This window comes from Embleya sp. NPDC059237, from assembly GCF_042754105.1.
GTDB lineage: Bacteria > Actinomycetota > Actinomycetes > Streptomycetales > Streptomycetaceae > Embleya.
In genome coordinates this window covers 726,251-752,276 of sequence record NZ_JBHZAE010000001.1, presented here as the reverse complement: position 1 = coordinate 752,276, position 26,026 = coordinate 726,251, and the positions used below count along the sequence as shown (strand labels likewise).

21 protein-coding genes are annotated in these 26,026 nt (G+C 70.6%); 10 read left to right on the top strand and 11 right to left on the bottom strand.

Features of this window, described 5'->3' with window-relative positions:
• The first annotated feature begins 1,412 nt into the window (after positions 1-1,412).
• Complete coding sequence (locus ACFXKZ_RS03355; RefSeq protein ID WP_379995863.1) at positions 1,413-3,527, top strand: ATP-binding cassette domain-containing protein; 2,115 nt, start codon at positions 1,413-1,415, stop codon at positions 3,525-3,527.
• A 7-nt stretch (positions 3,528-3,534) separates the two neighbouring features.
• Here the strand turns inward: ACFXKZ_RS03355 and ACFXKZ_RS03350 are convergent, their stop codons facing one another.
• The 3 genes from ACFXKZ_RS03350 to ACFXKZ_RS03340 all read right to left on the bottom strand — a co-directional run bounded on the left by ACFXKZ_RS03350 (position 3,535) and on the right by ACFXKZ_RS03340 (position 7,011).
• On the bottom strand, positions 3,535-4,689 hold the full coding sequence (locus ACFXKZ_RS03350; protein ID WP_379995861.1) for a hypothetical protein: 1,155 nt from the start codon (positions 4,687-4,689) through the stop codon (positions 3,535-3,537).
• A gap of 119 nt (positions 4,690-4,808) precedes the next feature.
• Positions 4,809-5,738 carry a 3-oxoacyl-ACP reductase gene (locus ACFXKZ_RS03345; protein ID WP_078975047.1) on the bottom strand — a complete coding sequence of 310 codons (930 nt, stop codon included), beginning with the start codon at positions 5,736-5,738 and terminating at the stop codon, positions 4,809-4,811.
• A 196-nt stretch (positions 5,739-5,934) separates the two neighbouring features.
• Positions 5,935-7,011 (bottom strand): Zn-dependent alcohol dehydrogenase, encoded by a 1,077-nt coding sequence (locus tag ACFXKZ_RS03340; protein ID WP_379995859.1) that lies wholly within the window; start codon positions 7,009-7,011, stop codon positions 5,935-5,937.
• 200 nt (positions 7,012-7,211) lie between these two features.
• Between ACFXKZ_RS03340 and ACFXKZ_RS03335 the strand changes: the two genes are divergently transcribed.
• Positions 7,212-7,754, top strand: a complete 543-nt coding sequence (locus tag ACFXKZ_RS03335) for a sigma-70 family RNA polymerase sigma factor (protein ID WP_379995856.1) — start codon at positions 7,212-7,214, stop codon at positions 7,752-7,754.
• Between the two features lie 97 nt (positions 7,755-7,851).
• Positions 7,852-8,472, top strand: coding sequence for a hypothetical protein (locus ACFXKZ_RS03330; protein WP_379995854.1), 621 nt, complete (start codon positions 7,852-7,854; stop codon positions 8,470-8,472).
• 73 nt (positions 8,473-8,545) lie between these two features.
• Here ACFXKZ_RS03330 and ACFXKZ_RS03325 read toward each other — a convergent pair whose 3' ends face one another.
• Positions 8,546-9,406 carry a MaoC/PaaZ C-terminal domain-containing protein gene (locus tag ACFXKZ_RS03325; protein ID WP_379995852.1) on the bottom strand — a complete coding sequence of 287 codons (861 nt, stop codon included), beginning with the start codon at positions 9,404-9,406 and terminating at the stop codon, positions 8,546-8,548.
• Positions 9,407-9,573: 167 nt separating this feature from the next.
• On the opposite strand from ACFXKZ_RS03325, the gene ACFXKZ_RS03320 reads away from it, so the two are divergent.
• Positions 9,574-10,260 carry a PaaI family thioesterase gene (locus ACFXKZ_RS03320; protein ID WP_379995850.1) on the top strand — a complete coding sequence of 229 codons (687 nt, stop codon included), beginning with the start codon at positions 9,574-9,576 and terminating at the stop codon, positions 10,258-10,260.
• Between the two features lie 134 nt (positions 10,261-10,394).
• Here ACFXKZ_RS03320 and ACFXKZ_RS03315 read toward each other — a convergent pair whose 3' ends face one another.
• Positions 10,395-11,960: an ABC transporter substrate-binding protein gene (locus ACFXKZ_RS03315; protein ID WP_379995848.1), complete on the bottom strand. Its 1,566-nt coding sequence runs from the start codon at positions 11,958-11,960 to the stop codon at positions 10,395-10,397.
• 1,197 nt (positions 11,961-13,157) lie between these two features.
• Between ACFXKZ_RS03315 and ACFXKZ_RS03310 the strand changes: the two genes are divergently transcribed.
• Positions 13,158-13,703 carry a hypothetical protein gene (locus tag ACFXKZ_RS03310; protein WP_379995846.1) on the top strand — a complete coding sequence of 182 codons (546 nt, stop codon included), beginning with the start codon at positions 13,158-13,160 and terminating at the stop codon, positions 13,701-13,703.
• Here the strand turns inward: ACFXKZ_RS03310 and ACFXKZ_RS03305 are convergent.
• From ACFXKZ_RS03305 to ACFXKZ_RS03295, 3 genes are all read right to left on the bottom strand, one after another.
• Entirely contained in the window at positions 13,693-13,818 is a 126-nt protein-coding gene (locus ACFXKZ_RS03305) for a DUF397 domain-containing protein (RefSeq protein WP_379997278.1), read from the bottom strand. The genes ACFXKZ_RS03310 and ACFXKZ_RS03305 overlap by 11 nt on opposite strands.
• Positions 13,797-14,600, bottom strand: coding sequence for a DUF5753 domain-containing protein (locus ACFXKZ_RS03300; RefSeq protein ID WP_379995843.1), 804 nt, complete (start codon positions 14,598-14,600; stop codon positions 13,797-13,799). Before ACFXKZ_RS03300 ends, ACFXKZ_RS03305 begins: the two co-directional genes overlap by 22 nt.
• Positions 14,601-14,935: 335 nt before the next feature.
• The gene (locus ACFXKZ_RS03295) at positions 14,936-15,580 is read right to left on the bottom strand and encodes a TetR/AcrR family transcriptional regulator (protein WP_379995841.1); all 645 of its coding nucleotides are present in this window, start codon (positions 15,578-15,580) and stop codon (positions 14,936-14,938) included.
• Between the two features lie 126 nt (positions 15,581-15,706).
• Between ACFXKZ_RS03295 and ACFXKZ_RS03290 the strand changes: the two genes are divergently transcribed.
• The 4 genes from ACFXKZ_RS03290 (at position 15,707) to merB (ending at position 18,635) form a co-directional block, all read left to right on the top strand.
• Positions 15,707-15,943, top strand: coding sequence for a hypothetical protein (locus ACFXKZ_RS03290; protein WP_379995839.1), 237 nt, complete (start codon positions 15,707-15,709; stop codon positions 15,941-15,943).
• 5 nt (positions 15,944-15,948) lie between these two features.
• Positions 15,949-16,914 carry an SDR family NAD(P)-dependent oxidoreductase gene (locus ACFXKZ_RS03285; protein ID WP_379995837.1) on the top strand — a complete coding sequence of 322 codons (966 nt, stop codon included), beginning with the start codon at positions 15,949-15,951 and terminating at the stop codon, positions 16,912-16,914.
• A gap of 93 nt (positions 16,915-17,007) precedes the next feature.
• Complete coding sequence (gene rarD, locus ACFXKZ_RS03280) at positions 17,008-17,988, top strand: EamA family transporter RarD (RefSeq protein ID WP_379995835.1); 981 nt, start codon at positions 17,008-17,010, stop codon at positions 17,986-17,988.
• Positions 17,985-18,635 carry an organomercurial lyase gene (merB, locus tag ACFXKZ_RS03275; RefSeq protein ID WP_379995833.1) on the top strand — a complete coding sequence of 217 codons (651 nt, stop codon included), beginning with the start codon at positions 17,985-17,987 and terminating at the stop codon, positions 18,633-18,635. Before rarD ends, merB begins: the two co-directional genes overlap by 4 nt.
• 79 nt (positions 18,636-18,714) lie before the next feature.
• Here the strand turns inward: merB and ACFXKZ_RS03270 are convergent, their stop codons facing one another.
• A complete protein-coding gene (locus tag ACFXKZ_RS03270) occupies positions 18,715-19,371 on the bottom strand; it encodes a LysE family translocator (RefSeq protein WP_379995831.1) in 657 nt (218 codons plus the stop codon).
• 1,956 nt (positions 19,372-21,327) lie between these two features.
• Positions 21,328-23,019 carry a long-chain-fatty-acid--CoA ligase gene (locus ACFXKZ_RS03265; protein WP_379995829.1) on the bottom strand — a complete coding sequence of 564 codons (1,692 nt, stop codon included), beginning with the start codon at positions 23,017-23,019 and terminating at the stop codon, positions 21,328-21,330.
• A gap of 295 nt (positions 23,020-23,314) precedes the next feature.
• On the opposite strand from ACFXKZ_RS03265, the gene ACFXKZ_RS03260 reads away from it, so the two are divergent.
• Positions 23,315-24,670, top strand: a complete 1,356-nt coding sequence (locus ACFXKZ_RS03260; protein ID WP_379995827.1) for an NYN domain-containing protein — start codon at positions 23,315-23,317, stop codon at positions 24,668-24,670.
• 73 nt (positions 24,671-24,743) lie between these two features.
• Here ACFXKZ_RS03260 and ACFXKZ_RS03255 read toward each other — a convergent pair whose 3' ends face one another.
• A complete protein-coding gene (locus ACFXKZ_RS03255) occupies positions 24,744-25,946 on the bottom strand; it encodes a lipid-transfer protein (RefSeq protein ID WP_078975061.1) in 1,203 nt (400 codons plus the stop codon).
• Between the last annotated feature and the right edge of the window lie 80 nt (positions 25,947-26,026).

Sequence of the window (26,026 nt, the reverse complement as noted above, 5' to 3'; positions counted from 1 at the left end):
ACAGGCCGCGCACGAGCCCGTGCCAAGAGCCGGCGGCAGCAGCAGCGGAGGAAGGTCCGGCACCCACCTCGGATCCGGGCGTGGACCCCACCCGAGGTGACACGGCGGGAACGCCCGGCCCGGGCCGCAGGTGGCACAGGCCGCGCACGAGCCCGTGCCAAGAGCCGGCGGCAGCAGCAGCGGAGGAAGGTCCGGCACCCACCTCGGATCCGGGCGTGGACCCCACCCGAGGCGACACGGCGGGAACGCCCGACCCGGGCCGCAGGTGGCACAGGCCGCGCGCCGACCCGCACCGGGAACCGGCCGCAGGCGAGGAAGGCCCCGCATCCGCCCCGGACCCGGGCGGGGATCCCACCCGAGGGGACACGGTAGGGACGCCTACGGGCCGCCGTCGACGCATCTCGCGCACGGGGCCGCAGGGGGGTTCGGCGGAAGCTGTGGCGGCCGCTTCGGCCTCGGGTGCGGAGCCCACGCGCGGTGACGCGGCGCGGAAAGCCGATGGAGACCGTCGGCGGCGTGCCTGGAGTGGCAAGCGGCAACAGGTGCCGGGCACGTCGGAGTTGGGTGCCGACGGCGAGCCGGTGTCGGCGGTAGCTCCGGCGGTCGGTTCGGGAGACGCGGCCGAAAGGCAGCGGCGGATCCTGGGCATGGGTGGAGCGGACGGGCGGCGGCAGCGGGCGGAGGTGGGGCTTCCGGGCCACACGATCGGTTCGGAAACCCGCCCGGAGGAGGTTCGTCCGGGACGGCGTTGGCGGGTTCGGGGGTCGAAGCCGGCGGGCGACGTACCGGGCGGGGGGCCGCAACCTGCGGACTTGGTCGAGGCCGACCCCGCTGGTGGTGAGGTCGAGTCGGGCCTGGACCCCCACCACCCGCACCCGACCGACCGTCGACCCCAAGTCGCCTCCCCGGAAGACGAGCCGGCGACCGGCTCGGCGCAGCCGCCGCTCCCGCCCGATGCCTCCGCGCGCAAACCCCGTCGGCATCGGCGCGTGGGCCGTGCCCCGGCCCCGGATCCGGCCCGCGCCGAAGACGGCGACCGCCCGACACCCACCCGACGAAGCGGCGGCCGACGCCGCAAGCCGCGCAAACAATCGGTGCGCGGCATCCGAAACGCGCTTGCGCGCAACGCACTTCCCGAAGATCGACCCGCCGCACCGCCCGACGACGGCTCGGCTCCTTCCTCCCCGCCACCGGACGCCCTCCTCGCAACGCCCCGGTCCGCAGCGGCCGGCGCTCTCGATCCGTCGAACGGCGTTCGCGACGAGGGGGCCGCGCAGCCGCTCGCCCTCCCCGCACCGCACCGACCGAACCGCCTGAACCGCCCGCACGAACCTTGGCGCCCATCCACCCCCAACGACCCCGCGTCGGCCGACCCCGCCGATGTCGGGCTCGACGACACGGCGGGCGACGACATGGCGGGCAACGACGGCCGGCCGGCCGAGCCCGGCGGCGACCGGCCGAGCCGGACCCAGGGCCCCGATCCGGCATCACAACATGATCCGAGCGAAGCGATCGGCGACACGGCGACGCCCCACGCGGTAACGCCCGACTCCGCCACGCCGCTCGCGGCACGGCCCGACACCGATGAGCCGCCGGCCGCCCGCGCCGAAGAGGCGGCGTCGACACCGCCCCCAGGCACGACCGCCCCCGAGCGCCGAAGGCGACACAGCGCCGGCCCCTACGGCGGCGGACTGCGCGCCGGGCGGGGGTTGTTGATGCAGGCGTTGCGGGAGCGGCGGGCGGCGTTGGGGCGGGTCCTGGGGTGGTCGGTGGCCGAGGGGGTGCCGGCGTTGTTGTCGGGGGCGCTGCTGGCCGCCGCGCTCGATCGTGGGTTCCTGGTCGGGCGGCCCGGCGTGGGGTTCGTGCTCCTGGGCGTACTCGCGTTGGCGATGCTGATCCGGGCCGCCGCCACCTACGCGATGTTCCCGCATCTGGCGGACGTGGTGGAGCCCTTCCGGGACACCCTGGTCCGGCGGGTGGTGACCTCGGCGGTGCTCGACGCGACGTCGGGACGGCCGGACGCGGGCCGCGGCGCCGACGCGGCGGTGGCCCGGCTCACCGAGCAGGTGGAGAGTTGCCGCAATCTGACCGCCTCGCTGCTGCGCACGCTGCGCCAGCTCGGCGTGACCATCGTCGCCGCCCTGCTCGGACTCGCCCTCCTCGCCCCCGTGTTGCTCCCGCTCGTGCTGATCCCGCTCGCCCTCGCGACCTGGTTGTTCGTCCGCCTGCTGCCCCCACTGGCCAGGCGACGGCGCAAACTCGTACTCGCCGACGAGCGCATCGCGATCCGCACCGCCCACACCGTGGCCGGGCTCCGGGACGTGGTGGCCTGCGGTGCCCAGGAGCGGGTGGCCGCCGAGATCGGCGCCGCCGCCGACGCCCAGGCGCGCGCGACCAGGCTGCTCGCGCGCGCCTCGTCCGTACGCCTGCTCGTGGTCGCCCTGGGCGGCCAACTCCCGCTGTTGGCCGTGCTGATCGCGGCCCCGTGGCTGGTCCGCGAGGGCATGCTCAGTACCGGCGAGGTGGCGGGCGCCGCGCTCTATCTGGCCCAGCATCTGGAGCCCGCCGTACGCGCCGCGACCGCGACCGTGGGCGGCTGGTTGCTGGAACTCCTCGTGGTCGCAGGGCGGTTGGCCCAGGCAGGCGCGGCGGCCACGGATCCGGCGGCTCCGGACCCGGCGACTCCCGGCGCGGCGGCCCCGAACACGACAGGCCCCACCCGGATCCCGTCACCCGCCACCGCCCCCGGCCCCCTCGTCCTCGACCGCGTCACCTTCGCCTACGGCCCCTTCGCCGAACCGGTGGTCCGCGACCTGTCGATGACCCTCGACGCCGGTTCGCACCTGGCCGTCGTCGGCCCCAGCGGGATCGGCAAATCCACCCTCGCGGCGCTGCTCGCCGGCCTGCTGACGCCCGATCAGGGCACCGTGTCGCTGGCCGGCCGCCCCCTTGCCGCGCATCCGGAGGCCACGCTTCGGAATACGATCGCGGTGGTCCCGCAGGAGGCGTACGTCTTCGCCGGCTCCGTCCACGAGAACCTGAGCTACCTCGACCCCGACGTCTCCCGGGCCGACCTGGACCGCGCGGTGCGTCTGGTCGGTGCCGCCGAACTGGTCGCCCGGCTCGGCGGCTACGAGGCCCACCTCGCCGACCCTGGCACATTGTCGGCAGGCGAGCGCCAACTGATCGCGCTGGCGCGGACGTACCTCTCCCCCGCCCGCTTCGTCATCCTCGACGAGGCCACCTGCCACCTGGATCCGCCCGCCGAGGCGCTGGCCGAGGCCGCGTTCGCGACGCGCGCGGGCGCCCTGGTGGTGATCGCGCACCGGATCGACTCGGCCCGCCGCGCGGACCGCGTCCTGCTCATGGACGGCAACCGGCCGATCCCGGGCACCCACCACGAACTGCTCGCCCGCGCACCGCTGTACCGCGACCTGGTCGGCGCGTGGGAGCACCGACCCGCCGACGCCGGCGGCTGGTTCGAGAAGCCGACCAGGATCGCGGAGGGCGCACCGCGCCGGACCTGACCCAGGGTCAGCCCGCGTACCCGTCGAGGATCTCCTTGAAGCCGTACGGCACATGCGGCCCGAAGAACAACTGCTCCACCACACCGACCCCGACCCGGCCCGCGCCGGTCAGTTCGGTCACCCGAATCACCTGCTGCTGGTGCTGGCGGTCGAACCGGAGCGGGTCCACCTTGTCCAGCTCCCAGCTCTCGTAGCCGACCTTCAGCTCGCCCTGCCAGACGCCGTGCCCCCACTCCGGGTGCAGATAGCCGAGCCCGGCGAGCAGTCCGCGCGCGCCGATCGGCTCGATCCGGTATGCGAACGGCTCCCCGTTCTCGTCCGTCATGTGGAACTCGCCACCCTCGATCCGCCGCGTGCCCGGAACCCATGTGAGCGCGTGCCGATGCGGCGTCAGCTTGGCGAACGCGGGCTCGTCCTCGGGCAGCGGTACGGCGGCCGGGTCCGGGGCCGCGCCCAGCGGCGTGGCCGCCACCCGCTTGCCGTCCACGTGGTACATCCGCCCGTCCGCGCGCTCGAACGAGGCCCACAGGCTGACCTCGTCGGCCCAGTGGATCGGCGTCCACAACCACAACATCGGGTTGAACGGCTTGGGCGCGCCCTCCTCGCGCTCGCCGACCGGGCGTACGCCCCACGAGCGGTCGCGGGTGCCGAGGGTGGTCGCCGGGTCGATCTCGAGGACCCGGCCGCCGGGCAGCGTGATGGTGCCCGACCAGACGCCGAGCTGGGTCAGCCTGGTCGAGTCCATGATCACGTGGTGGCCGTTGCGGGTGGTGGTGCGCTCCTCCTCGATCGCCGCGGCGCGGGCGGTGAACGTCAGATCACAGCCGAGGCCGTGTTCGTTCGGCTCGACGTACAGGCGCAGCACCTTCAGCGGTGTGCGTACCTCGATGCCGATCGGTCCGACGGTGAGGTCGAATCGGTCCAGCGGCGCCCGCCGGGACGCGTGCAGGCTGTGCTGGACACCGTCGATCCCGATCGTGAAGTGCGCGTCGGCGACGAACCGGTTCGGGTACAGGCCGTGCGAGGCGGCGAAGTAGAACCCGCCGTCGCGGTCGTAGCCGTTGAACCAGTAGCGGTCGTAGGCGTTGCGGTCCGAGGTGGCAGGTGTGGCCACCGGCTCGGGCGTCTGGTGGATCGGGAAGTCGTCGGCGGAGGTCAGCACGGGGAACCCCTTCTCGGTGCGGCCCGAGAGGCGACCCTCGCGGCACGACACGTGTCAACGGTGCGGGCGAAAGGCGGGGCCGGAGGTGATCGCGCCACCTCCGGCCCCGCGCTTCGGAGTCAGCGCGGGTCGCGCTTGAGGAACAGCAGGTCGTCCGCGGTGTAGCCGGCGCCGAGCTTGCGGTCGGCGTAGTGCGCGGAGAGCACCTGGTCCAGCTCCTCCGGCGTGAAGGTGGCCTGCTTGGAGTCGAACTTGGCCTGGAGAGTGGGGCGTTCGATCACCGCGACGAAGCCGCCGTGCACCACGAACGCCTGCCCGGTGACCTGTTCGGCGGCCGGGCTGGCCAGGTACGCGACCAGCGGCGCGACGTGCTCGGGCGCCAGCGGGTCCAGCTCGCCCTCGGCCAGCGCGCCCGCGCTCTCCCCGAACACGTGCGTGGTCATGCTCGTCCGCGCCCGCGGGCAGATCACGTTGGCCCGTACGCCGTACTTGACCAGCGCGTTGGCGGTGGACATGGTCAGCCCGACGATCGCCGACTTGGCGGCGGCGTAGTTCGGCTGCCCGGCCGAACCGGCCAGCCACGCCTCGGACGCGGTGTTGATCACCCGCGCGTACACCGCGCCGCCGGTCGCCTTGGACTTCTCCCGCCAGTACTTCGAGGCGTGGTGGGTGGTGTTGAAGTGGCCCTTGGCGTGCACCGCCAGGACCGAGTCCCACTCCTGCTCCGTCATCGAGAAGATCATCCGGTCGCGCAGGATGCCCGCGTTGTTGACCACGATGTCGATCGAGCCGAAGGTGTCGATCGCGAGCTGTATCAGCTTGCCGGCCGCGTCGAAGTCGGAGACGTCGCCGCGGTGCGCGGCCGCCTTGCCGCCGGCCGCGACGATCTCGGCGACGACGTCGTCGGCGGGGTTGGGGCTGCCTTCGGGGGCGAAGTCGTTGATCACGACGGCCGCGCCCTGCTTCGCGAGTTCGAGGGCTTCGGCGCGGCCGAGGCCACGACCGGCGCCGGTGACTACGGCGACCTTGCCATCCAGCGACGTGGTCATGCGGATTCTCCCGTGGGGTCGGTGGCTTTGCCGCGGTCGCGTGTGGGTTGGCTCGGGCATTGGTCTGCCCACCCGCCCACCCGGTGTGTCGGGTGGGCGGGTTGCGGATTACGGCGCCGCTTGGTGTGGGCTTGTGGGTGCTGCGGGGTGCTGCCGGGTGCTGCGAGGTGCTGCCGAGTGCTTTCGGTGCGCTTCGTCAGAGGGTGACGATGGTGCGGATCGACTCGCCGCTCTTCATCAGGTCGAACGCGTCGTTGATGTCGGCGAGGGTGAGGCGGTGGGTGATCATCGCCTCCAGGTCGAGCCGACCGGCGCGCCACAGCTTGGTGATCCGCTCGTACTCGGAGACGATGTCGCCGCCGCCGTAGATGCTGCCGATGATGCGCTTCTGGTCGAAGAACAGCTCGAACATGTTGAACGAGACGTTGTCGTCCATCGCGCCCGCGCCGACGATGATCACGTCGCCGCCGCGGCGGGTGAGCTCATACGCGCTGCGGGCGGTGAACGACTTGCCGACCACCTCGAAGACGTAGTCGAAGCCCTGGCCGGCGGTCAGGTCGCGCTTGGCGTCCGCGGCCTGGTCCGGGGTGATCGCGTGCGTGGCGCCGAACTTCTTCGCCCACACGTGCTTGGACTCGGCCGGGTCGATCGCCACGATGTCGGCGGCGCCGGCCGCGCGAAGCCCCTGGATCACCGCGATGCCCACGCCGCCGGCGCCGATCACCGCGCAGGACGCGCCCGGCTGGATGCGCGCGCTGTTGAACACCGCGCCGACGCCGGTGGTGACACCGCAGCCGATCAGCGCCGCGATCTCGTAGGGCACGTCGTCGGCGACCTTGACCGCGCACGGCGCGGCGACGACGACCTCCTCGGCGAAGGTGCCGGTGCCGGTGAAGCCGTACGACGGGGTGCCGCCGAAGGTGAAGTTCTGGTTGCCGGCGTTCATGAACCCGGCCAGGCACAGGTTGGACTGGCCGCCGCGGCAGTAGTTGCAGGCGCCACACGGCGGCGCCCAGCAGATGATGACGCGGTCGCCGACCGCGACGCTGCTCACGCCGTCGCCGACCTCGACCACCTCGCCGGCGCCCTCGTGGCCGGGTACGAACGGCGCGGGCTGGGGCAGGACCCCGGTCATCGCGGACAGGTCCGAGTGGCATACACCGGTCGCGTGCAGCTTGACCCGCACGCGCCCCGGGCCCATGCCCACCGCCTCGACGTCGTCGCGAACGTCGAGCTTGTCCTGGCCGGTCTCGTGCAGAACCGCTGCGCGCATGGGGGCTCCTCGTCTTTCCTGCACCAATACTTGGCTCGGTCAAGAACTATAACGTGTTCCTGTTTTGACTCAAGACCAATGACACGGTCAAGGTATCCGCCCCCGCTGCGGGACGAAAGGCATGCAGCTCCCCCAACGAAACCTCACCCCTGTACGTCACATCACATGGCGGTCGGGGGGCGGAACGAAAGGGGGCTCGGATGGCAGGCACGTCGAAGGACGGCGACGCCGACGGTACGGCGTTGGCCCGGCTGTTGGCCGCACGCGGGACGGTACTCAAGGGCTACGCGTACCTGCTGTGCGGCGACGCGTCGCTCGCGGAGGACCTCGTCCAGGAGGCGCTGGTGCGGGCACTGGGCACCCGACGGGCCCGGTCGGTGGAGCATCTGGAGTCCTACGTCCGCAAGGCGATCCTGAACCTGGTGATGGACGGCACACGCCGGCGCACCCGCTGGTTGCGGGTCCGACCGCTGTTCGTGATGCCGACGGAGCCCACCGGGGACGAGGGTTCCAACGCCGCGGTGCGGCTCACCGTTCGCGACGCGCTCCTCGGCCTGTCCCCGCGGCAACGCGCGTGCGTGGTCCTTCGCTACTACGAGGACCGCTCGGTGACCCAGATCGCCGAGGAGTTGGGGTGCGGCGAGGGCACGGTCAAGCGCCATCTGCACGACGCCAGGAGGACACTCGCGGACCTGCTCCGCGAGCTTGACACGACAGCGGAGAAGGTGGGTCATGGAGCCTGAGGAAGCACGCATCACCGACGCCCTGCACGAGTTCGCCGCCGGCGCCGGCCCGTTGGAATTGCGCCCGGACGATCTGGCGCGAGCGGGTCGACGCAGAGTGCGGCGGCGGCGCGCCGCGATCACGACAGCGGCGACCCTGACGGTTTGCGCGGTGGTGGGGACGACGGTGGCGGTGGGTGGTGGGACGAGCGGAAACGAACGCCCGGCGGCCTCGGCGCCGCCGGATATCGTGCGCGGACCACTGAACTTCGAATGCGGGAAGCCGCTACCGGTGCGGCCGGTGTCGGCGCTGCCGGGAACTTCGCTGCGGATCGTATCGGTGGAGGAGAATCCGCCCCAGCGAACGGCGCCGCAGGTCGCGTACGAGATCCGAAGCGCGTCGCCACCGAATCTCGGGCCGGCCCACGTCGACGGGCGCGCGCTGATCCTGCGCGACGGAATCATTGTGGGTGGGCCCTTCGTCCCGTCGCCACCCGAATCGCCGATGCGCGCGTTCTCCACGAAGTCCTTCGGCCCGATCACGAATATGCCGGGACGAGCACTGCAAATCACCGAGGGCTTGCCGGCGACGCTGTGCGGCACGACGACCTGGTCCGCGATCCGCGCGGACCCGGCGCCATACCGGATCGCCGTCGTGAGCACCGCCTACGGCGAGCCCGGGCAGCCGGCACCGGACAGTCCGCTGCTGATCGCCGAGACCGGACTCGGGGGGCGCTGACCCCGCCCGGACGACAGCGGGTCGGGCACGGGCACGAGGCGGAGGCGATCCGCCTCGTGCCCGTGGCGCGCCGTCAGGCGCTGTACTCCACCACCGTGTCGGACAGCACGATCGCCTCGTCGCGCTCGACGGCGCAGGTGTTGATCAGCAGCTTGCCGTCCTCCTCCCAGACCCGCACCCGCATCGTCTCGCCGGGGAAGAAGATGCCGGCGAACTTGGTGCGGTAGCGCTTGACCCGCGAGACGTCGCCGCCCAGGACGTTGTCCACGACGGCCTTCAGGGTCAGCCCGTACGAGCACAGGCCGTGCAGGATCGGGGTGTCGAAGCCGGCCGCCTTGGCGAAGTCCGGGTCCGCGTGCAGCGGGTTCCAGTCGCCGGACAGGCGGTACAGGAGCGCCTGGTCGGCGCTGGTGGCCACATCGATCGTGTGGTCGGCCGGGCGCTCCGGTACGTCGATCTTCGTTGCCGGACCGCGCTCGCCGCCGAAGCCGCCCTCGCCCCGGACGAAGATCTCGGCGCGGGAGTCGTACAGCTTGGTGCCGTCCTCGAGTTCGGCCGACGATTCGAGCACGATCACCGCGGCCTTGCCCTTGTCGAACACGTCGGCCACCCGGCTGGTCGCCTTGACGCCCTTGGCCTTGGCCGGCAGCGGGTTGTGCACCACGATCTCCTGGCCGCCGTGCAGCACCGCGCGCAGGTTGATGTCGATGCCGGGCAGCGAGGAGAGGCTGCCGCCCACCTTGGTGCCGGCCACGGTCGCGAACGTGGGCAGCACGTGCAGGTTCTTCTCGTACGTGTAGCGCAACTCGTCCGCGCCGGTGGCGGGCGTGCCCGCGCCCAGGCCCAGGTGGTAGAGGATCACGTCCTTGTTCGACCAGGCGATCTCACCCGTGCGGGGCTCTGCTCCGGTGGCCTTCGCGGCGTCGATCGGCATGGTGTCTCCTCTGGTGTGGCTGTGATGATGACCGGTGACTCCGGACTGCGATGGCGCCGACCACCCGGACCGCGCCACCCGCCCAAAACTAGAACTCGTTCTTTTTACATGCAATGATCGGCCATTCGCCCGGCTGCGGCCGGGATCACGTCACCCCGGGAGCCGTCATGACCGCCGCCGCCCCCGAAGCCGCGGACGCCGCCGCCGAGCCGCCGCCCGTACCGGCCGACGTACTGCGCGAATTGCGCCTGACCTGGACGCCGCGCCCGGACCCCGACAGCGCGGGCCGCGCGGCCCGACACCGCCTGGCCGAGGCAACCCGCCGCCTGATCGAGGCGGTGAAGACGGTCGACCCGCACGACGCCGAGGCCATGCTCGAAAGCGTAGCTGACGATGTATCAGATTTGGCGGATCGCATCGCCGCATTGACCCGTGTGGGCGAGCGCACACCGACCTCGCGCGACCTGGCCCTGCACGAGCGCAGCCCGTTCATCGGCGCCGCGAACCCGATCGCCCCGCCGATGTCGATCACCGGCGACGGTCCGCTGGTGCGCGCGCACGCGACGTTCGGCGCCGCGTTCGAGGGCCCCAACGGGCGGGTGCACGGCGGCATCGTGGCGGCGGCGTTCGACGAGGTGATGGGCTGCGCCCAGTCCGGCGCGGGGGCACTCGGGATGACCGTGTCGCTGACCGTGCGGATGCGGCGGGCGACGCCGCTGTACACGCGGATCGACTACGAGGCGGGCGTCACCCGGGTCGAGGGCCGCAAGGCGTGGGTCACCGCGCGCTCGTACGCCGGGGGCGAACTGGTGGCGGACGCGGAGGCGTTGTTCATCCGGGCGGCGCGGGCCTGAGGCGGGGCGGGGCGGGCCGATCACGCGAGACGGCGTCGGGGGCGTACACCTCGTACGCCCCCGACGCCCCGCTCATCCGATCCTGATCCCGCCGTCGGCCCGGTTGCCCGCGCGCCCGGTCGCCGTGGGCGGGGCTACTTGAGCGCGATCCGGTCGAACAGGATCAGGCCGTCCTCGAACAGCGACAGGCCGTCGATCTTGGCGCTCTTCCCCTGGACCGCCGCGGCGAAGGACTTCTCGTAGGCGAAGAACGGGACATCCTTGACGATCTCGGCCTGCACCGTCTGGTACGCGGCCTTGCGCACCGCCGGGTCGTCACTGTTGCGGGCGTCGTCGAGCGCCTTGTCCACCGCGGGGTTGTTCCACTTGGTGCGGTTCTCCGGACCCTTCGAGTGGGTGAAGTTGTAGAGCACCGGCTCCGGTTCGTCGAAGGTGATCACGAACTCCGAGGCCTGGAAGTCGTTGTTGATCATCACCTTCTGGATGTAGGCCGCTCCCTCGAGGAATTCGGTCTTCATCGTGATGTTCTTCATGTTGCCGATCTGGGTGAGCCAATACTCGGCGGTCAGTCGCGCGCTGGCGCTGCTGTTGGTGGTGTACGTGAAGTTCAACGACTTGCCCTCGGCGGCCAGTTCGTCGAGCAGCTTCTGCGCCTCGACCCGGTTGTTGGTCGCGTACACGGCCTCCGGGTTCGCGAACGGCGACGCGGGCTGGAACAGGCCCTTGAGGGTCTGGCCCGGCGAGCCCTGGATCGTCTGGTTGCGGTCGTCCGGGTTCATGATCAACGCGAACGCGCGGCGGGCGCGCGGGTCGTTGAACGGCGGCTTGGACGTGTCGAACATGGTCATGAAGCCACCGCTCTTGGGGTCGAGCGTGACCGTCATGCCGTCCTTGCGGGCCTGTTCGGTGGACGGGAAGTGCGCGGTGGTCATCAGCTGGGCCTGGCCCGAGGACAGCGCGGCCAGCCGCTGCTTCTGGTCCATCACCGGCTTGAAGATCAATTCCTTGAGCGCGGGCTTGCCCTGGCCCCAGTACGAGTTGTTGCGCTCCAGCGTGAGCTGCGAGTCGCGCATCCACGTCTTGAGCTTGAACGGGCCCGCGCCGACCGGCTTTTGCGCGAACAGCTTCGGGTCGGAGCGGATCGCCGTGGGCGATCCGATGAACGCGAGGTTGTGCGCCACGACGAGGTCGAAGTGGGCGTTCGGCGCGGGCAGCGTGACCTTGACGGTGAGCCCGTCGACCGCCTCGAACTTCATCCCCTTGACAGCGGTGAACTGTACCGACCGGTTCGCGGGATCGGCGTGCCGCTCCCAGTTGAACTTGACCGCCTCGGCGTCCAAGGCGGTGCCGTCGGAGAACTTCACGTTCGGCTTGAGCTTGATCGTCCACACCGAGTTGCCCTCGGCGGCGGTCGCGCTCTCCGCGATCTGCGGTTCGGCCTTGCCGGTCTTGGGGTTGATCCAGAAGAGCATGTCGAACACGGCCGCGGCCTGGTTGCCGCCGGTCAGGGAGGACACCGTGGTCATGACCGGGTCGATGCCCTTGGCCTCCTGGGTGATGAGCACCGTCATCGAGCCGGAGGCTCCGCTGCCGGCGTCGTCGTCGCCGCCGCAGGCGGTGGCGCCGAGCGTCAGGCCGACGAGTCCCGCGACCACGCCGGATCGGCGCAGCAGGCGGGTTGAGAAGGGTGTGGAGTTCACGGTTCGCACGGGACGCTCCTGCGTTCGGGAAGCACAAGGCACGCCGTCCCGGGAGCGGGGTGGCGTCGTTTTCCTTGATCCAGACGTGGATGTACGGCCACGGTAAGGAGAAATCTGACGGGCCGTCAAATAACAATTCGGCACCGTCCGTGACGGTACCGCACCCCCAATCCCCAATTTCCACCACCCGATGTGACGCTCCGTCAGCAATCATGGACCCTGGGCCCGGAGCACAATCCACCCAGGCCACGGACCGGACAAGACCCGCGATTGAACGCCTTCCGGACCGTCGGCCTGCCCAGCCCTCGACGAATACCCCACTCGGATCCCGGACGCGGCCCAATCCCCAAAGTCGGCACTCGACTTCCTGGCGCTCGATCGCCGAAGCCCACCCAACCATCACCACCGGCAACCCAGGACAGGCACCCACATCGCCCCGGCCCCGAGCCCTCGAAAACAACGCGCCGCACAGCGGCGGCGCGCGACGAACACGGGCGCGGGCGCGGGGCTCGCCGCACGGGCCGGACGCCCCGGGGCACAGGCGGGATGCTCGCCACACAGGCAGGACAGCCCGGGCGCGGGTGCGGTGGCTCGCCACACGGGCGAGGCGACCCGGGCGCGGGCGCTGTGGCTCGCCACACAGGCAGGGCGACCCGGGCGCGGGTGCGGTGGCTCGCCACACGGGCGAGGCGACCCGGGCGCGGGCGCTGTGGCTCGCCACACAGGCAGGGCGACCCGGGCGCGGGCGCTGTGGCTCGCCACACAGGCAGGGCGACCCGGGCGCGGGGCGCGATGGCTCGCCACACAGGCAGGGCGACCCGGGCGCGGGGCGGGATGGTCCGAGCATGGGCGGAACGACCGGGGCGCCCAGCGGGACGGCCCGGACACCGGTCGGGGCGGCCCCGGACGCCTGACGCGACGGCGGCAACGCGATCCACATCGGCACCCCTTGCGACCCGTGCCGCGCCGACGCCATGAAGCAGGTCGGCGGCCGGACCGCGAGCTCGAAGGTCAACCGAGATCCGCACCGCGGACGGAAGTCGGGGAGGGTGCGGCACCAAACGCCGACACAGGGGGGGCGCGACGCCGGAGCGGCAACGCCCACAAGGCACAATGCCGAGTCGCAACGACGAATACCGATTCGACGAACAAGGCCGAACCCGAACGGGACCGGCACGGCGCCACTACGTTGTGCCGATGCACATATCGAAGCGTGGTACGGCGTGGCCCGTGCTGGCGATGGCCCTGCTCGTGGCCGGATGCGGCTCGGGCGACTCCGATGGCTCGTCCGCCGCCCGGAGTACCGCGGTGTCGTCCACCGGCTCATCGGGCGGTGGGGCGCCGGGCGCGACCTCGTCTCCCACGGCGCAGTCCCGCCCGCCGACGCTGCCGGGTGGCGGCGTCCTCGTGACCGACGCGCCGCCGTTGCCGCAGACCCGCTCGGCGGCGCCCACCACGCAGGCACCGGGTGCGCCCTACGCCACGGTCACCACCTGGGTGACGGCAATGCGCGACGCCGACGCGGGCGCGCCCCAGCGTCCGGACCTCGATTCCTACCGGGGGGCGTTCAACTTCCTCTTGACCCGTTGCCGGGAAAAGCCCGAGGAGATCAAGGCGTACGTCATGAGGATCGCGCCGGCCTCCACCCAGGACGCCGAGGGCAAGCACTACTGGACGCTCACGGCGCTCGGCGCCATGCATGCGCCCACGACCGGGAACCAGTGCGTGCAGGTCAGCGGATAGCCGTCACGACGCGCGCACCGGCGCGCTCCACAAGACCGGCCCACGCCGCCGGGTGCACGGCGAGCACCGGGGAGTCGACGACCTTGCTGTCCCTCACCCCGACAACGGCTCCCAGAACCGCGACCTCGACGCAGTTGTCGGTGTCCGTGTACGAAGAGGTGCGCCAGCCTGGTGCGCTGCCACCTCGACCGCCGTGCATAGTGCCCGTCTCCGCTCGTCGATGCGTTCGAGCGTAGTCACGGTCGGCAGAGCCGTCGTGGACAGGCGCTCGAAGACTGCCCGGAAGGACATCACATCATCGGGGGATTCCACCAGCACAGAACCGGTCGGTTGTTCCAGCCACGCGACTACCCGGCCGGGCGACATCTCCAAAAGCAGGCACGGCGACGGCACCACGAAGGCCGCGCCGAGCGGAAGCACCTGAATCGACACCTGAGGGTCCTCCGAAGCCAGCGCCAGGAGATGCCCCATCTGGTCGGCGAGTACCGCGAGTCCGCCGATCGGCTGGTGCAGAGCCGCCTCGGAGACGATGAATGAGGCAGGTCGGCCGGAACGCATCAACCGTTCCGATCGCCGCATCCGGATCCGCACCCTTTCGTACGCAGCCGAGCTGGGAATCGTGGGGTTGCGCATCTGAGCCGCCGACAACGCGTAGGCAGGCGACTGAAGCAATCCGGGGATCATCAACGTCTCGTAGGACCGCAGCGAGATCGCATCCTTCTCCAGCCGGATCAGCTGCCCCAGGCGCTCGGGGATGTCATCCAGGAGGTTGCGCCAACCCGCATCGTCTTCCCGCTCCATGCCACTCGCATCACGCGGAGCCAGTGCAGCTCGCTCGACGGCAGCCAGATCGTAGGGCGCTCGGAAACCCAGATCCTCCAGCGACAGTCCGAACATCGCGGTCAACACCCCGCGCGTCGGGGTGCGGCCAAGGCGGGTTGGCCGACTCCCAGCGGCGCACCTGGCGCACGGAGATGGAGATCTTGATGCCCTCCGCTCGCGCCACGCGGTCGTACGCTTCGGCAAAAGCCTCCTGTGAATACCACTTTCGCAGGTGCCGGGCGGCAACGAATGCCGGGTTGCCGGGCGTGATCGAGCGCTTCACGACACTCCCAAGATGGCCACCAAAACACGGTAACAACCTTGATCAGCGCATTTGGCCGAATCTCGATTCTTCGCCCTGGCGAAGAGTGGCGATCGGGGTCATCGATGCGCGTACCGTCCTCGGCGAGTCAGGGGCGAAGGCCCTTGAGGGTCAAGTCGACCAGGCTGTCGGCGTATTCGGGGGTCAGGGGGCCGCTGCGGAGTAGCCAGCGTTGGTACAGGGGGGCATAGAGGAGTTCCAGAGCCAGGTCGAGATCCAGGTCGGGAGCGAGTTGGCCGGCGCGTTGGGCGCTGCGTAGGCGCTCCTTCTTGGCCTCGTCCACGGGGGCGGCCATTTTTTCGTGGTAAAGCCTGGCCAGCTTGGGATCGTTGATGATCTCGGCGTTGAGGGCGCGGATCGGGCCTTCGAAGGCGGGGTCGGCGAACTCCGCGACGGTCTCGCGCATCAGGTATTTGAGGTCCGTCTCGAGATCCCCCGAGTCGGGCAGCACGATGCCCTCCCCCGGGTCGCTCAGGGCAAGGAATGCCTCGAAGACGACCTCCCCCTTCGAGCCCCACCAGCGGTAGATGGTCTGCTTGCCGACGCCCGCCCGCGCGGCGATCGCCTCGATGGAGAGCTTGGCGAAGCCCAGTTCGGAGACGAGTTCGCGGGCGGCGGTCAGGATCGCCCGACGGGACTGTTCGCTGCGTCGGGACGGATTCGGCCTGCCGGCGGATCCACCCTCGGCACGCGCACCCTCCGCGCTGCGGTCACTGCTGTCGTCGATGGTCATGCACCCACTGTATCGCATGAACGAGACGATACGTCTCGTCTTGACATTCCAGCACCGACGATGCATGCTTCAACGAAAGGAAGCGAGACGCAACGTCTCGTCTCACGAATCAAGGAGTTGTCACCCATGTTCCGCACCCGGCTCTCCCTCTCCGTCGCACCCGTCGCCCACGAGGTCACCGACGCGTTCTCGGTCCTCGACATGCGGACCACGGGTGCCCCGGCTCCAAGACTCACCACCGAGGCCGCCCGGCCGATCGTGCCGCCTCGGCCGCAGCTTCGGCGCGCTCGGCGCGTCGGCGTCCCCCAGCCCCCTCAGTCCGGTCGTCGCGCGGCGACCTCGTCCGGCTACCGACCCAGGTGAACCCGATGACGACAACCACAACATCCACACCGCCCGCCCAGGCCGACCCCACCGACCCCAGCCACCTGGAAGAGAGCACGCACATGACCACCACCGCGCCTACTGCCGCCACAGCCACAGCCACAGCCACCCAAGCAACCACCGCCGCCGTCCCCCGAGACCCCCGCGTCTGGTTCATCACCGGTGCCTCTCGTGGCCTGGGCCGTGCCTTCGCCGAGGCAGCGCTGGTCGCCGGTGACCGGGTCGTCGGGGCCGCGCGGGATGTCACTCCGCTGGCCGACCTGGTCGCCGCGCACGAGGATCGCTTGCGGCTTCTGACCCTCGACGTCACCGACCGCGACGCGGTGTTCCGCGGCGTGGCGCGAGCCGTGGCCGCCTTCGGGCGAATCGACATCGTCGTCAACAACGCGGGGGCCGGCCTGATCGGCATGGTCGAGGAGGTGACGGAGGCCCAGGTCCGGGCCCACTTCGACGTCAACTTCTTCGGCGCCCTGTGGGTCAGCCAGGCCATACTCCCCCATCTCCGCGACCAGGGCTCGGGCCACATCGTGCAGATCAGCTCGATGGGCTCGGCCGTGGGCTTCGCCGCCACCGGTCTCTACAGCGCGAGCAAGGGCGCCCTCGACAACATGTCCGGTGCGCTGGCCATGGAGGCGGCGGGCTTCGGGGTGAAGGTAACCCTGGTCCAACCCGGTGGCTACGAAACCACGTTGTTCACCCAGGGCCTGACCATGACGACCGAGAACGAGGTGTACGCGCCGCTGCGCGCCGAACTGGCAGAAATGTGGGGGGAGTCGAAGGATGCCGACCCGGCGAAGGCGGCCGCCCTGTTGCTGCGCATCGTCGATATGCCCGAGCCGCCGCGTCGGATCATCCTGGGCGGCGCGGCCTACGACATGATCGCCGAGCTCGACCGGGCCCGCCGGGAGGAGGTGGCCCGGTGGGAGGAGCTGAGTCGGGAGGGCGACTGATGTCTCGGATCGGCCGCCTGCGCGGCGGCTGCTGGTCCACCTCTTCGGAATTGGCTCCTGACGGCAGGCCACTCGGCCAGTACGGTCGGCACCATGGGTGCAGAACGTCGCGGTTTGCTGTTGGGCATGGCGGCCTACGTCATGTGGGGCCTGTTCCCCCTCTTCTGGCCACATCTGAAGCCTGCGGGCCCGGTCGAGATCCTGGCCCACCGGATGGCCTGGTCGCTGCTGTGCATGCTGGTCCTGCTCGCGGTGCTCCGGCAGTGGTCGTGGATCCGCGAGTTGGCCCGCACCCCGGGCAAGCTGATCACCGTGACCGTGGCTGCCGTGATGATCTCGATCAACTGGGGCACGTACATCTACGGCGTCAACCACGACCAGGTCGTGGAGACCTCGCTGGGCTACTTCATCACGCCGCTGGTACTGATCGGCATCGGTGTCGTGGTCCTCGGCGAGCGCCTGCGCAGGATTCAGTGGGCCGCGGTGGCGCTGGGGGTCGCCGCGGTGGTGGTCCTGATCGTGGCCTACGGCCGGGTCCCGTGGATCGCGCTCACGTTGGCCGCGTCGTTCGCCACCTACGGCTACGTCAAGAAGCGGATGAACCTCCCCGCGACCCACTCGCTCGCGGTCGAGACGGCGGTGATGTTCCTGCCCGCGCTCGGCTACCTGACCTGGTTGGCCTGGACCGGCGAGGGCACGTACGGGCACGAGGGGGCACCGCAGGCGCTGATGCTGATGGGCGCGGGCGTGATCACCGTGATCCCGCTGCTGTGCTTCGCGGTGGCGGCCAACTCGGTGCCGCTCAGTTCGATCGGCATGCTGCAATACCTGGCTCCGATCATCCAGTTCGGGATCGGCGTGGCGGTCAACCACGAGCCCATGCCGGCGGCCCGGTGGGCGGGGTTCGGTCTGGTGTGGATCGCACTCGTGGTGCTCACGTTCGATGCGATCCGCCAGTCCAGGCGCGAGCGGGTCGCCGTTCTGCCCACCGCGCGGGCGGCCGAGGCCCCGGCCGCCGTCGAGCCCCGGGATCTGCCGGTCTCGGCCGCACCGGAGCGGGAGGCGGCCTCGTGAGCGTCGAACAGTTGCGGCTGGCCGTCTATCGGGGCTTCGCCGACACCGGGCGGGCGCCCTCCGACGCGGAATTGGCGGCGACGCTGGGCGTGTCGGAGCCGACCGTGCGTGCGGGGTTGCGGGCCCTGCACGAGCAGCGGCACATCGTGCTGCGCGACGACGCGATCGTGATGGCGCATCCGTTCAGCGCGGTGCCGTTGGGCTTCTCGGTGATGGGGCGGCACACGCTGTGGTGGGGCGGCTGCGCATGGGATTCCTTCGCCGTGCCGCACCTGGTGGGCGAGGAGGTGCTGGTCGCGACCCGATGTCCGGGGTGCGAGGGGGCACTGGCCTGGAACGTGGGCATCGACGAGCCGCCGAAGGGCGACGAGGTGGCGCACTTCCTGGTCCCGATCACGATGTTGTGGGACGACGTGGTGCACGCGTGTGGCAACCAGCGGCTGTTCTGCGACGAGGGCTGCGTGGATCACTGGCTCGCCCGCACCGGCCAGACCCGGGGCTACGTCCTCGACCTCACCAAGCTGTGGCGCCTGGCCGAACACTGGTACGAGGGCCGCATGCACCGAGGCTACGAACGCCGAGACCCGGCGTCGGCAGCCACATACTTCACCTCGGTGGGCCTCCAGGGCCGGTTCTGGGGCCTGTGACACCTACGCACACCGGACCACCCTCGCGGCCGAGGCCGAAAACCCGAGGGCCGGCGAGCAGCCGGGGTACGGCCGATGGTCAGTTGTCGGCCACCGCGAGCGTGACGCCGAAGCCGGCGATGACCGTACCGGTCGACGCATCGAGCGCACGCCGAAAACGCGGCCGGCGCAGCCTCGCGCGCAGGCTGTTCGCGCCGAGGATGATCGCCGCGAACCACACCATGCCCTCGATGTCGTGGACGAGGGCGAGCAGTATCCCGAAGGCCAGATGCGGGGCACCGGAGGGAATGAACTGCGGGATCATCGCCATATAGAAAACGCCGACCTTCGGATTGGTCAACGACGTGAGCACGCCGCGCCCCCACGCCGACCACAACCCGGGGGCGGCCTTGGCACCGACCGCCGAGGTGGCCTCGACGTCGACGTCGACCTCGGTATAGCGATTCGCCCACGCAGCCCGCAGCAATCCGTAAGCAAGCCAAAGCAGGTAGCAGGCACCGACAACGCGCAGACTCGTGTACGCAACCTGAGATGTGGTCAGCACCGCAGAAACACCGGCCGCCGCAGCCGCACCCCAAACCAACGTCCCGGACCCTATGCCAAGCGCGGTCGCGAACCCGTGCCGATTCCCCCGAACCAGCGCCGCCCGCAACACAATCGCGGTATCCGGCCCCGGCACAACCGTCAACAGCCCCGCAACCAGGGCAAACGAAGCAAGGTGCGAGAGAGCATCCATGAAGTCATGCTGCCGGCGCCGGAAGCTGACGCATAGTCGGATCGGGTTCGCCGACGAGGCTTCCCGAGTGGGCCAGGCTGGTCCTGGCTCGCGTTGCACTTCCGGTCGCGGGGCGCCGGTGCGGGGCTGATCTGAGCCGAAGGCGGGCAGGCGGACGGTCGGGTCGAGTCCGCCGAGGAACCTCCCCAAGCGGGCCGGGCGTTCCCAGCGGGCGTCGCGCCTCGGGTTGCGGGTGGCCGGTGCGAGGCTGATCAGAGTCGGTGGTGAGCCGCCGCCGGCCGTGCGGGGCTCCGAGACGGCGGCTCCCAACGAGAGGGGCATCTTGCTCGGCGAAAACCGGCCTGCAGCAGGGGCGGGGAGGGTGGTCAGGTCGGGTCCTCTGAGGCGCCTTCCCAAGGGGGTCGAGCGTTCTCGGCGCGCTTTGCGCTGTTGGTTGCGTGGGCTGGTCCGGGGCTGGCCGGAGTCGGTGGTGGGCCGCCGCCGGCGTGCGGGGCTCCAAGACTCCGGGCTTCCGGCGAGGCGGGCGCATCGCTCGGCGAAAACCGGCCGGCAGCGGCGGGGAGGGAGGGTGGTCGAGTCGGGCTCCCCGAGGGGCCTTCCCGGGTGAGTCAGGTGTTCTCAACGGCCGTTGCGCTGTTGGTTGCGGGTGGCTGGTGCGGGGCTGGTCCGAGTCGGTGGTGGGCCGCCGCCGGCGTTCGGGGCTCCGAGACTCCGGGGTCCTGACGAGCCGGGTGCATTGCCTGGCAAAACCCGGCCGGCAGCGGCGGGGAGGGTGGGCGGTCGGGTCGAGTCTGGCGGGTGACCTTCCTGAATGGGTCGGGGCGCTTCGGGATGCGGTGGGTATGTGGGTGACGAAGGTTCACGAACTCGGATCGTGTGGGGTGCGGTTGCCTCGGAGTGAGAGAAAACCGCAGGTCGGTGCAGGCGGGGGCTGTTTGGGGTGCATCGGGATCCGGTTTTGGTCTTCACGCCGGCGTTGAGGGGGCTGGAGCACACGAAACCGGCACTCGGCGCTCAACTTTCCGCGCCGATCCCGCAAAACCGCAGGTCACCGAAGCTCGAAGCCCACAACCACCCCGCCGAGATCCGGTTTCGAACCCCAACTCCTCCCCAACGCCACCGAAATGTCCTGATCCGCTTGAGAAGCCTCCCCGGCGGATTCGACCCGAGTCCCCTCCCTCCCGCCGCTGGCGGCCGGTTTTCGCCGAGCAACACACCCGCCTCGCCGGAAGCCCGGAGTCTTGGAGCCCCGCACGCCGGCGGCGGCCCATCACCGACTCGGACCGGCCCCGCACCGGCCACCCGCAACCAACAGCGCAACGCCCGCCGGGAACGCCCGACCCACTCGGGAAAGCCCCTCGGGAGCCCAACTCGACCACCCTCCCTGCCCGCCGCTGCCGGCCGGTTTTCGCCGAGCAACACGCCCGCCTCGCCGGGAATATCGAGTCTTGGAGCCCCGAACGCCGGCGGCGGCCCATCACCGACCCGGACAAGCCCCGCACCAGCCACCCGCAACCCGAAGCGCGACGCCCGCCGGGAACGCCCGACCCACCCGGGAAAGCCCCTCGGGAGCCCAACTCGACCACCCTCCCTGCCCGCCGCTGCCGGCCAGGTTTCGCCAAGCGACACGTTCGTCTCACCGAAAGCCGGAGTCTCGGAGCCCCGAACGCCGGCGGCGGCCCATCAGCGGCTCGGACAAGCCCCACACCAGCCGTCCGCAACCAACAGCGCGACGCCCGCCGGAAGGGCCCGACCCACTCGGGAAGGCCCCCGGAGAACCGGCCCGAGCACCCTCCTGCTTTCCGCTGCCGGCCGGTTTTCGGTGAGCGACACGGCCATCTCGACGGGAGCTTCGGGCGGTTGGAGTCCCGCGCGCCGGGGGCGGACCACTGCGCTACCCGCCTCGGCCATGCGCCGGACGTCTGTGGGCCTCGGGTTGGGTGGAGGGCGGGGGTGTCAGGCCTCTCTGGATATCAGGGACAGGATGTGGGTGCGGCCTCGGGCGGTGAAGGCTGATTCCAGGGTTTTGCGGTCGGATTCGGTGAAGGGGCGGTATGGGGTGGCTGGGTCCCCTCTGGGGTCGCGCCACCAGATGGGGTCGGGGGCCGTGTGCCAGGCTTGGCGGGTCAGGACTCTGGTGAGGATCTTGTTCGTGCTGGTTTGTGGGAGTGCGTCGGCGATCCGGATGTAGCGCGGGTGCCAGGCGCGGGACAGGTCCGGCTGGGCCGCCAGCCAGCCCGCGAAGGCGGCCGGGTCGAAGGTGGCGCCCTCGCGCAGGACCAGGGCCGCCATCGCCTGGTCGCCCGCCGCCTCGTCGGGGACGCCGTACACCGTCGCCACCGCCACGTCCGGGTGCCGGGACAGGATTCGGGCGACCGGTGCCGCGCCGAAGTTCTCCCCGCCGACGCGCAGCCACTCCCCCGTGCGGCCGGCGAAGAAGACCAGGCCGTCCTCGGTGCGGTAGGCGAGGTCGCCGCTCCAGTACCAGCCGTCGCGCATGCGCTGCGCGGTCGCCGCCGCGTTGTTGTAGTAGCCCTCGAAGGTGCCCGCGCCGCCCACGTTGACCAGTTCGCCGACCGCCGCCTCGGTGTTGGTCATCCGGCCCGCCGCGTCGAAGGTGGCCGGCGGGCATTGCTCGCGCGTGTCCGGGTTCAGGATCCGGATGTCGCCGTTCGGCCGGCCCAGCGCGCCCGGCGGCATGTCCGGGACCGGGCTGAACGACAACCCGCCCTCGGTCGAGCCGAACCCGTCCCGCACCGTGCAGCCGAAGCGTCGGGCGAAGCGCTCGACGTCCTGCGGCCCGCCCTCGTTGCCGAACACGCGCGTCAGCGGGTTGTCCGCGTCGTCGGGGCGCTCGGGCGTGGCCAGGATGTACGACAGCGGCTTGCCCACGTAGTTGGCGTAGGTGACCCCGAACCGCCGCACGTCCGGCAGGAATCCCGACGCGGAGAACCGCCGCCGCAGCACCAGTTCCGCCCCGGCCGCCAGCGCCGGCGCCCAGCACGTGACCACCGCGTTGGAGTGGAACAGCGGCATCGCGCAGTAGGCCACGTCCGTCCCGTCCAACCGCTCCATGGCCACCACGCTCGCCCCCTGCCCGGCAATCTTGCCCTGCGAGCAGATCACCGCCTTGGGGTGCCCGGTCGTCCCGGACGTCAGGATCAACATGAACGTGTCCTCGACCCCCGGCCGCTCGACCGGCGGCTCGACCCCCGCGTACGGCTCCAGCGCCCGCGCCCAGGCCGGATCGTCCACGCACAGCAGCCGGTCCGCCGGGAAGTCCGGCGCGGCGGTGCGCAGCTGCTCCAGATGCGCCGCGTCGGTCAGGACGAGCGAGCAGTCGGTGTGGTCGATGTCGCGCGCCAACTCGGTCCCGACCCGAGTCGGGTTGAGCCCCACGATCACCGCGCCGGACAGCGCCGCGGCGCCGAGCAGCAGCGGAAACTCGGGCACGTTCTCCAGCATCACCCCGATGTGCCACGGTCGACCCTCGACCCGCAGCGCCCGCAGCAGGGCGGCTCGACTCGCTGATTCCGCGACCACCTCGGCCCAGGTCCACGCCCGGTCCTCGTCGCGCAGACCGGCGCTGTGATCCCCGGCCCGCTCGCGTAGCAGTGCGTCCAGTGTGGTGCTCCAACGTCCAGACACGACAGGACTCCTGACGGACAGACAGACAAAACGAACGGACAGACGGACGGACGGACAGACGGACGGACAGATAGGCGGACGGATGAATGGGTGGATGGATACACGGGTGGACAAACCGACCGACGCACCTACATGGCACGATCAAGCTTCTGCTTGGCGCAACCTAACCCGCGTGCGCGCGGATCGGAAGACGGCCAAGATCGATACCGGACCGGAACCGCACCGAATGTGGCCTCGCTTGCCCGCACGTGACGCGTCGGACAGATTGAAGCCGTACGCATCGGGGGAGGCAGGCATGGACATGAGTATGGATTCGGGCATACCAGGCAGAATTCGCAGCGCACTTTTCCTTGACTTTGACAATATTTACAGCGGACTGCGGGAGACGGACCGCGCGTCCGCGGAGATTTTCGCCCGCAAACCGTCCCAGTGGTTGGAGTGGTTGGAGAACGAGGCGACCGAGCGCGGCCTGCGCCGATCGTTGCTCGTCCGCAACTGCTATCTCAACCCGGTGATGCACGACCGTTACCGGGCGTTCTTCACGCGGTCGGCCTTTCGCGTGATCGACTGCCCGCCGCTGACGGGCCGGGGCAAGAACAGTGCCGACATCCACATGGTGATGGACGTACTCGACACGCTCCAGCACTCGACCAGGTTCGACGAGGTGATCATCATGAGCGCCGACGCGGACTTCACTCCGGTCCTGCTGCGGCTGCGCAGCCACGACCGGCGCACGATGGTGATCGCCAGCGGTCCGGCCGCCCAGGCGTATGTCGCCGCGGGCGACGTGGTGATCAGCGACCAGGAGTTCATCGAGCGGGCGCTGCGCGACGAGATCGACGTGGCGCCGGCCGACGAGGGGGTGCGCGAGCAGGTGATGGCGCACGTACGCGAGCAACTCGACGGCTCCGAGGAGCCGATCGTGCTCGCCACCCTCGCCCACTCGGTGCTGCAACAGGTCGGTCGCGAGCAGGTCACCCGCACCCGCTGGGGCGGCGCGGCCACCTTCTCCTCGCTGCTCGAACTGATGCTGGAGCAGGGCACCGACGAGAAGTTGTCGATCAGTCGGGTCCCACCCGGGTACATCTACGACCGCACCCGACATCAGCCGCCCTCGGCTCGTCCCAACGGCCAGGGTCGGATGGACCACCTGCGCGAGCCGGTCCGCGACCTGATCGACCGGGTGGCCACGGTCACCGGCGCGCCGCGGCTGTCCCCGGAGGAATACCACGTGCTCTTCGCCGAGTTGCACGCCGAGGTCAGCGAGAACGGCTTCCAAGGCAACCAGACCTCGGGCGCGGTCCGCGACCGCTGTGCCGAGCGGATGCAGACCATCGCCCGCAAGGCGATCGCGTTCGTCACCACGGGCCTGGTCTACTCCGGCTACTGGTCCTCCACCGCACACCCGGTCGCCTCCGCCGACGACCTCGCCGTCGCCTTCCTGCGCAACGTCGAGACGCTGTGCGCCAACGCCCGCCTCTACCTCAACGACACCGAGCGCGCCCTCCTGGCCGAATGGCTGCTCGGCACCCCGACCACGAACCACACGACCGCGAACCACGCGCCCGCGCATCACGCGGGGGCCGACCACGCGGCCGGCAACCCGGCCACCGCCGACCTCTCCACCATCCCGGGCACCGACAGCGCGTAGCCGGTCCGGCGGGTGCGACCCCGAGGGCGCACCCGCCGGACCGAAAAGGCGGCCCGCACCGGGGCCGCCCGCGTCAGAACTGTCCGCGCCGGTACAACCCGACCACCGCGGCGCCGCCGAGCCCGATGTTGTGGGTGAGCCCGACCTTGGCGTCGGCGACCTGGCGCGCGTCCGCCAGACCGCGCAGCTGCCAGCTGATCTCGGCGGCTTGGGCCAGCCCGGTGGCGCCCAGCGGGTGGCCCTTGGAGATCAGCCCGCCCGAGGGGTTGACCACCCAGCGCCCGCCGTACGTGGTGGCGCCCTCGGCGACCAGCTTGCCGCCCTCGCCCTCACCGCACATGCCCAGCGCCTCGTAGGTGAGGATCTCGTTGATCGAGAAGCAGTCGTGCAGCTCGATTACGTCGACATCCTCGATCCCCAGGCCGGACTGCTCGAAGACCTGCCGCCCGGCCGCCGCCGACATCGGCTTGCCGACCACGTCGATGCAGCTGTTCGAGGCGAAGCTCTCCTCGGTGTCGGTGGTCATCGACTGGGCCAGGATCTCGATCGCCTGCTCCTCCAGGCCGTGTTCGCGCACGAAGCGCTCGCTGACCACGACCGCCGCGGCGGCGCCGTCGGAGGTGGGCGAACACTGCAGCCGGGTGAGCGGCGAGTGGATCTCCTTGGCGGCCAGCACCTCGTCGAGCGAGTACTCGACCTGGAACTGCGCGTACGGGTTGTTCACCGAGTGCCGGTGGTTCTTGACCCCCACGTGCGCGATCTGCTCGGCGGTGGTGCCGTAGCGTGCCATGTGCTCGCGCGCCGCGTTGCCGAAGATCTGCGCGGTCGGCGGCGCGGTCATCGAGAACCCGTGCGCGTCACCCATGATCTTGTAGTGCCGGGCCACCGGCGACGTGGAGAAGTCGCCCTCGCCGCCCCCGCCGAGCGAACCGCGCTTCATCTTCTCGAAGCCGATCGCGAGCACACAGTCGTTCAGCCCGCCGGCGACGAACTGACGGGCCATCATCAGCGCGCTGGAGCCGGTCGCGCAGTTGTTGTTCACGTTGTAGACCGGGATGCCGCTCAGGCCCAGCTCGTACACCGCGCGCTGACCGGCGGTGGACGCCTGGAAGCAGTAGCCGACCGGGGCCTGCTCCACCTTGTCGTAGCCGACGCCCGCGTCCGCAAGCGCCTTGCCGCCGGCCTCCTTGACCATGTCCCAGTACTGCCAGTCGCGGCTCTCCGGCTTCTCGAATTTGGTCATGCCGACGCCGACGATGAACGCCTTTTGTGCCATGTCGCCAACTCCTACGGGAACGGATCAGGATCGGGAAGGGGAAGAGAAGGGAAGAGAAGAGGAGCGCAACCGGAAACGAG

Bases quoted from the DNA above. Each gene is read 5' to 3' on its own strand.
- ACFXKZ_RS03335 (WP_379995856.1), top strand. From the start codon at position 7,212: ATGGCAGGCACGTCGAAGGACGGCGACGCCGACGGTACGGCGTTGGCC.
- ACFXKZ_RS03285 (WP_379995837.1), top strand. From the start codon at position 15,949: ATGACGACAACCACAACATCCACACCGCCCGCCCAGGCCGACCCCACC.
- ACFXKZ_RS03355 (WP_379995863.1), top strand. From the start codon at position 1,413: ATGGCGGGCAACGACGGCCGGCCGGCCGAGCCCGGCGGCGACCGGCCG.
- ACFXKZ_RS03255 (WP_078975061.1), bottom strand. From the start codon at position 25,946: ATGGCACAAAAGGCGTTCATCGTCGGCGTCGGCATGACCAAATTCGAG.
- ACFXKZ_RS03295 (WP_379995841.1), bottom strand. From the start codon at position 15,580: ATGACCATCGACGACAGCAGTGACCGCAGCGCGGAGGGTGCGCGTGCC.
- ACFXKZ_RS03345 (WP_078975047.1), bottom strand. From the start codon at position 5,738: ATGACCACGTCGCTGGATGGCAAGGTCGCCGTAGTCACCGGCGCCGGT.
- ACFXKZ_RS03260 (WP_379995827.1), top strand. From the start codon at position 23,315: ATGGACATGAGTATGGATTCGGGCATACCAGGCAGAATTCGCAGCGCA.
- ACFXKZ_RS03270 (WP_379995831.1), bottom strand. From the start codon at position 19,371: ATGGATGCTCTCTCGCACCTTGCTTCGTTTGCCCTGGTTGCGGGGCTG.
- ACFXKZ_RS03310 (WP_379995846.1), top strand. From the start codon at position 13,158: ATGCACATATCGAAGCGTGGTACGGCGTGGCCCGTGCTGGCGATGGCC.
- ACFXKZ_RS03320 (WP_379995850.1), top strand. From the start codon at position 9,574: ATGACCGCCGCCGCCCCCGAAGCCGCGGACGCCGCCGCCGAGCCGCCG.
- rarD (WP_379995835.1), top strand. From the start codon at position 17,008: ATGGGTGCAGAACGTCGCGGTTTGCTGTTGGGCATGGCGGCCTACGTC.
- ACFXKZ_RS03340 (WP_379995859.1), bottom strand. From the start codon at position 7,011: ATGCGCGCAGCGGTTCTGCACGAGACCGGCCAGGACAAGCTCGACGTT.
- ACFXKZ_RS03325 (WP_379995852.1), bottom strand. From the start codon at position 9,406: ATGCCGATCGACGCCGCGAAGGCCACCGGAGCAGAGCCCCGCACGGGT.
- ACFXKZ_RS03300 (WP_379995843.1), bottom strand. From the start codon at position 14,600: ATGTTCGGACTGTCGCTGGAGGATCTGGGTTTCCGAGCGCCCTACGAT.
- ACFXKZ_RS03290 (WP_379995839.1), top strand. From the start codon at position 15,707: ATGTTCCGCACCCGGCTCTCCCTCTCCGTCGCACCCGTCGCCCACGAG.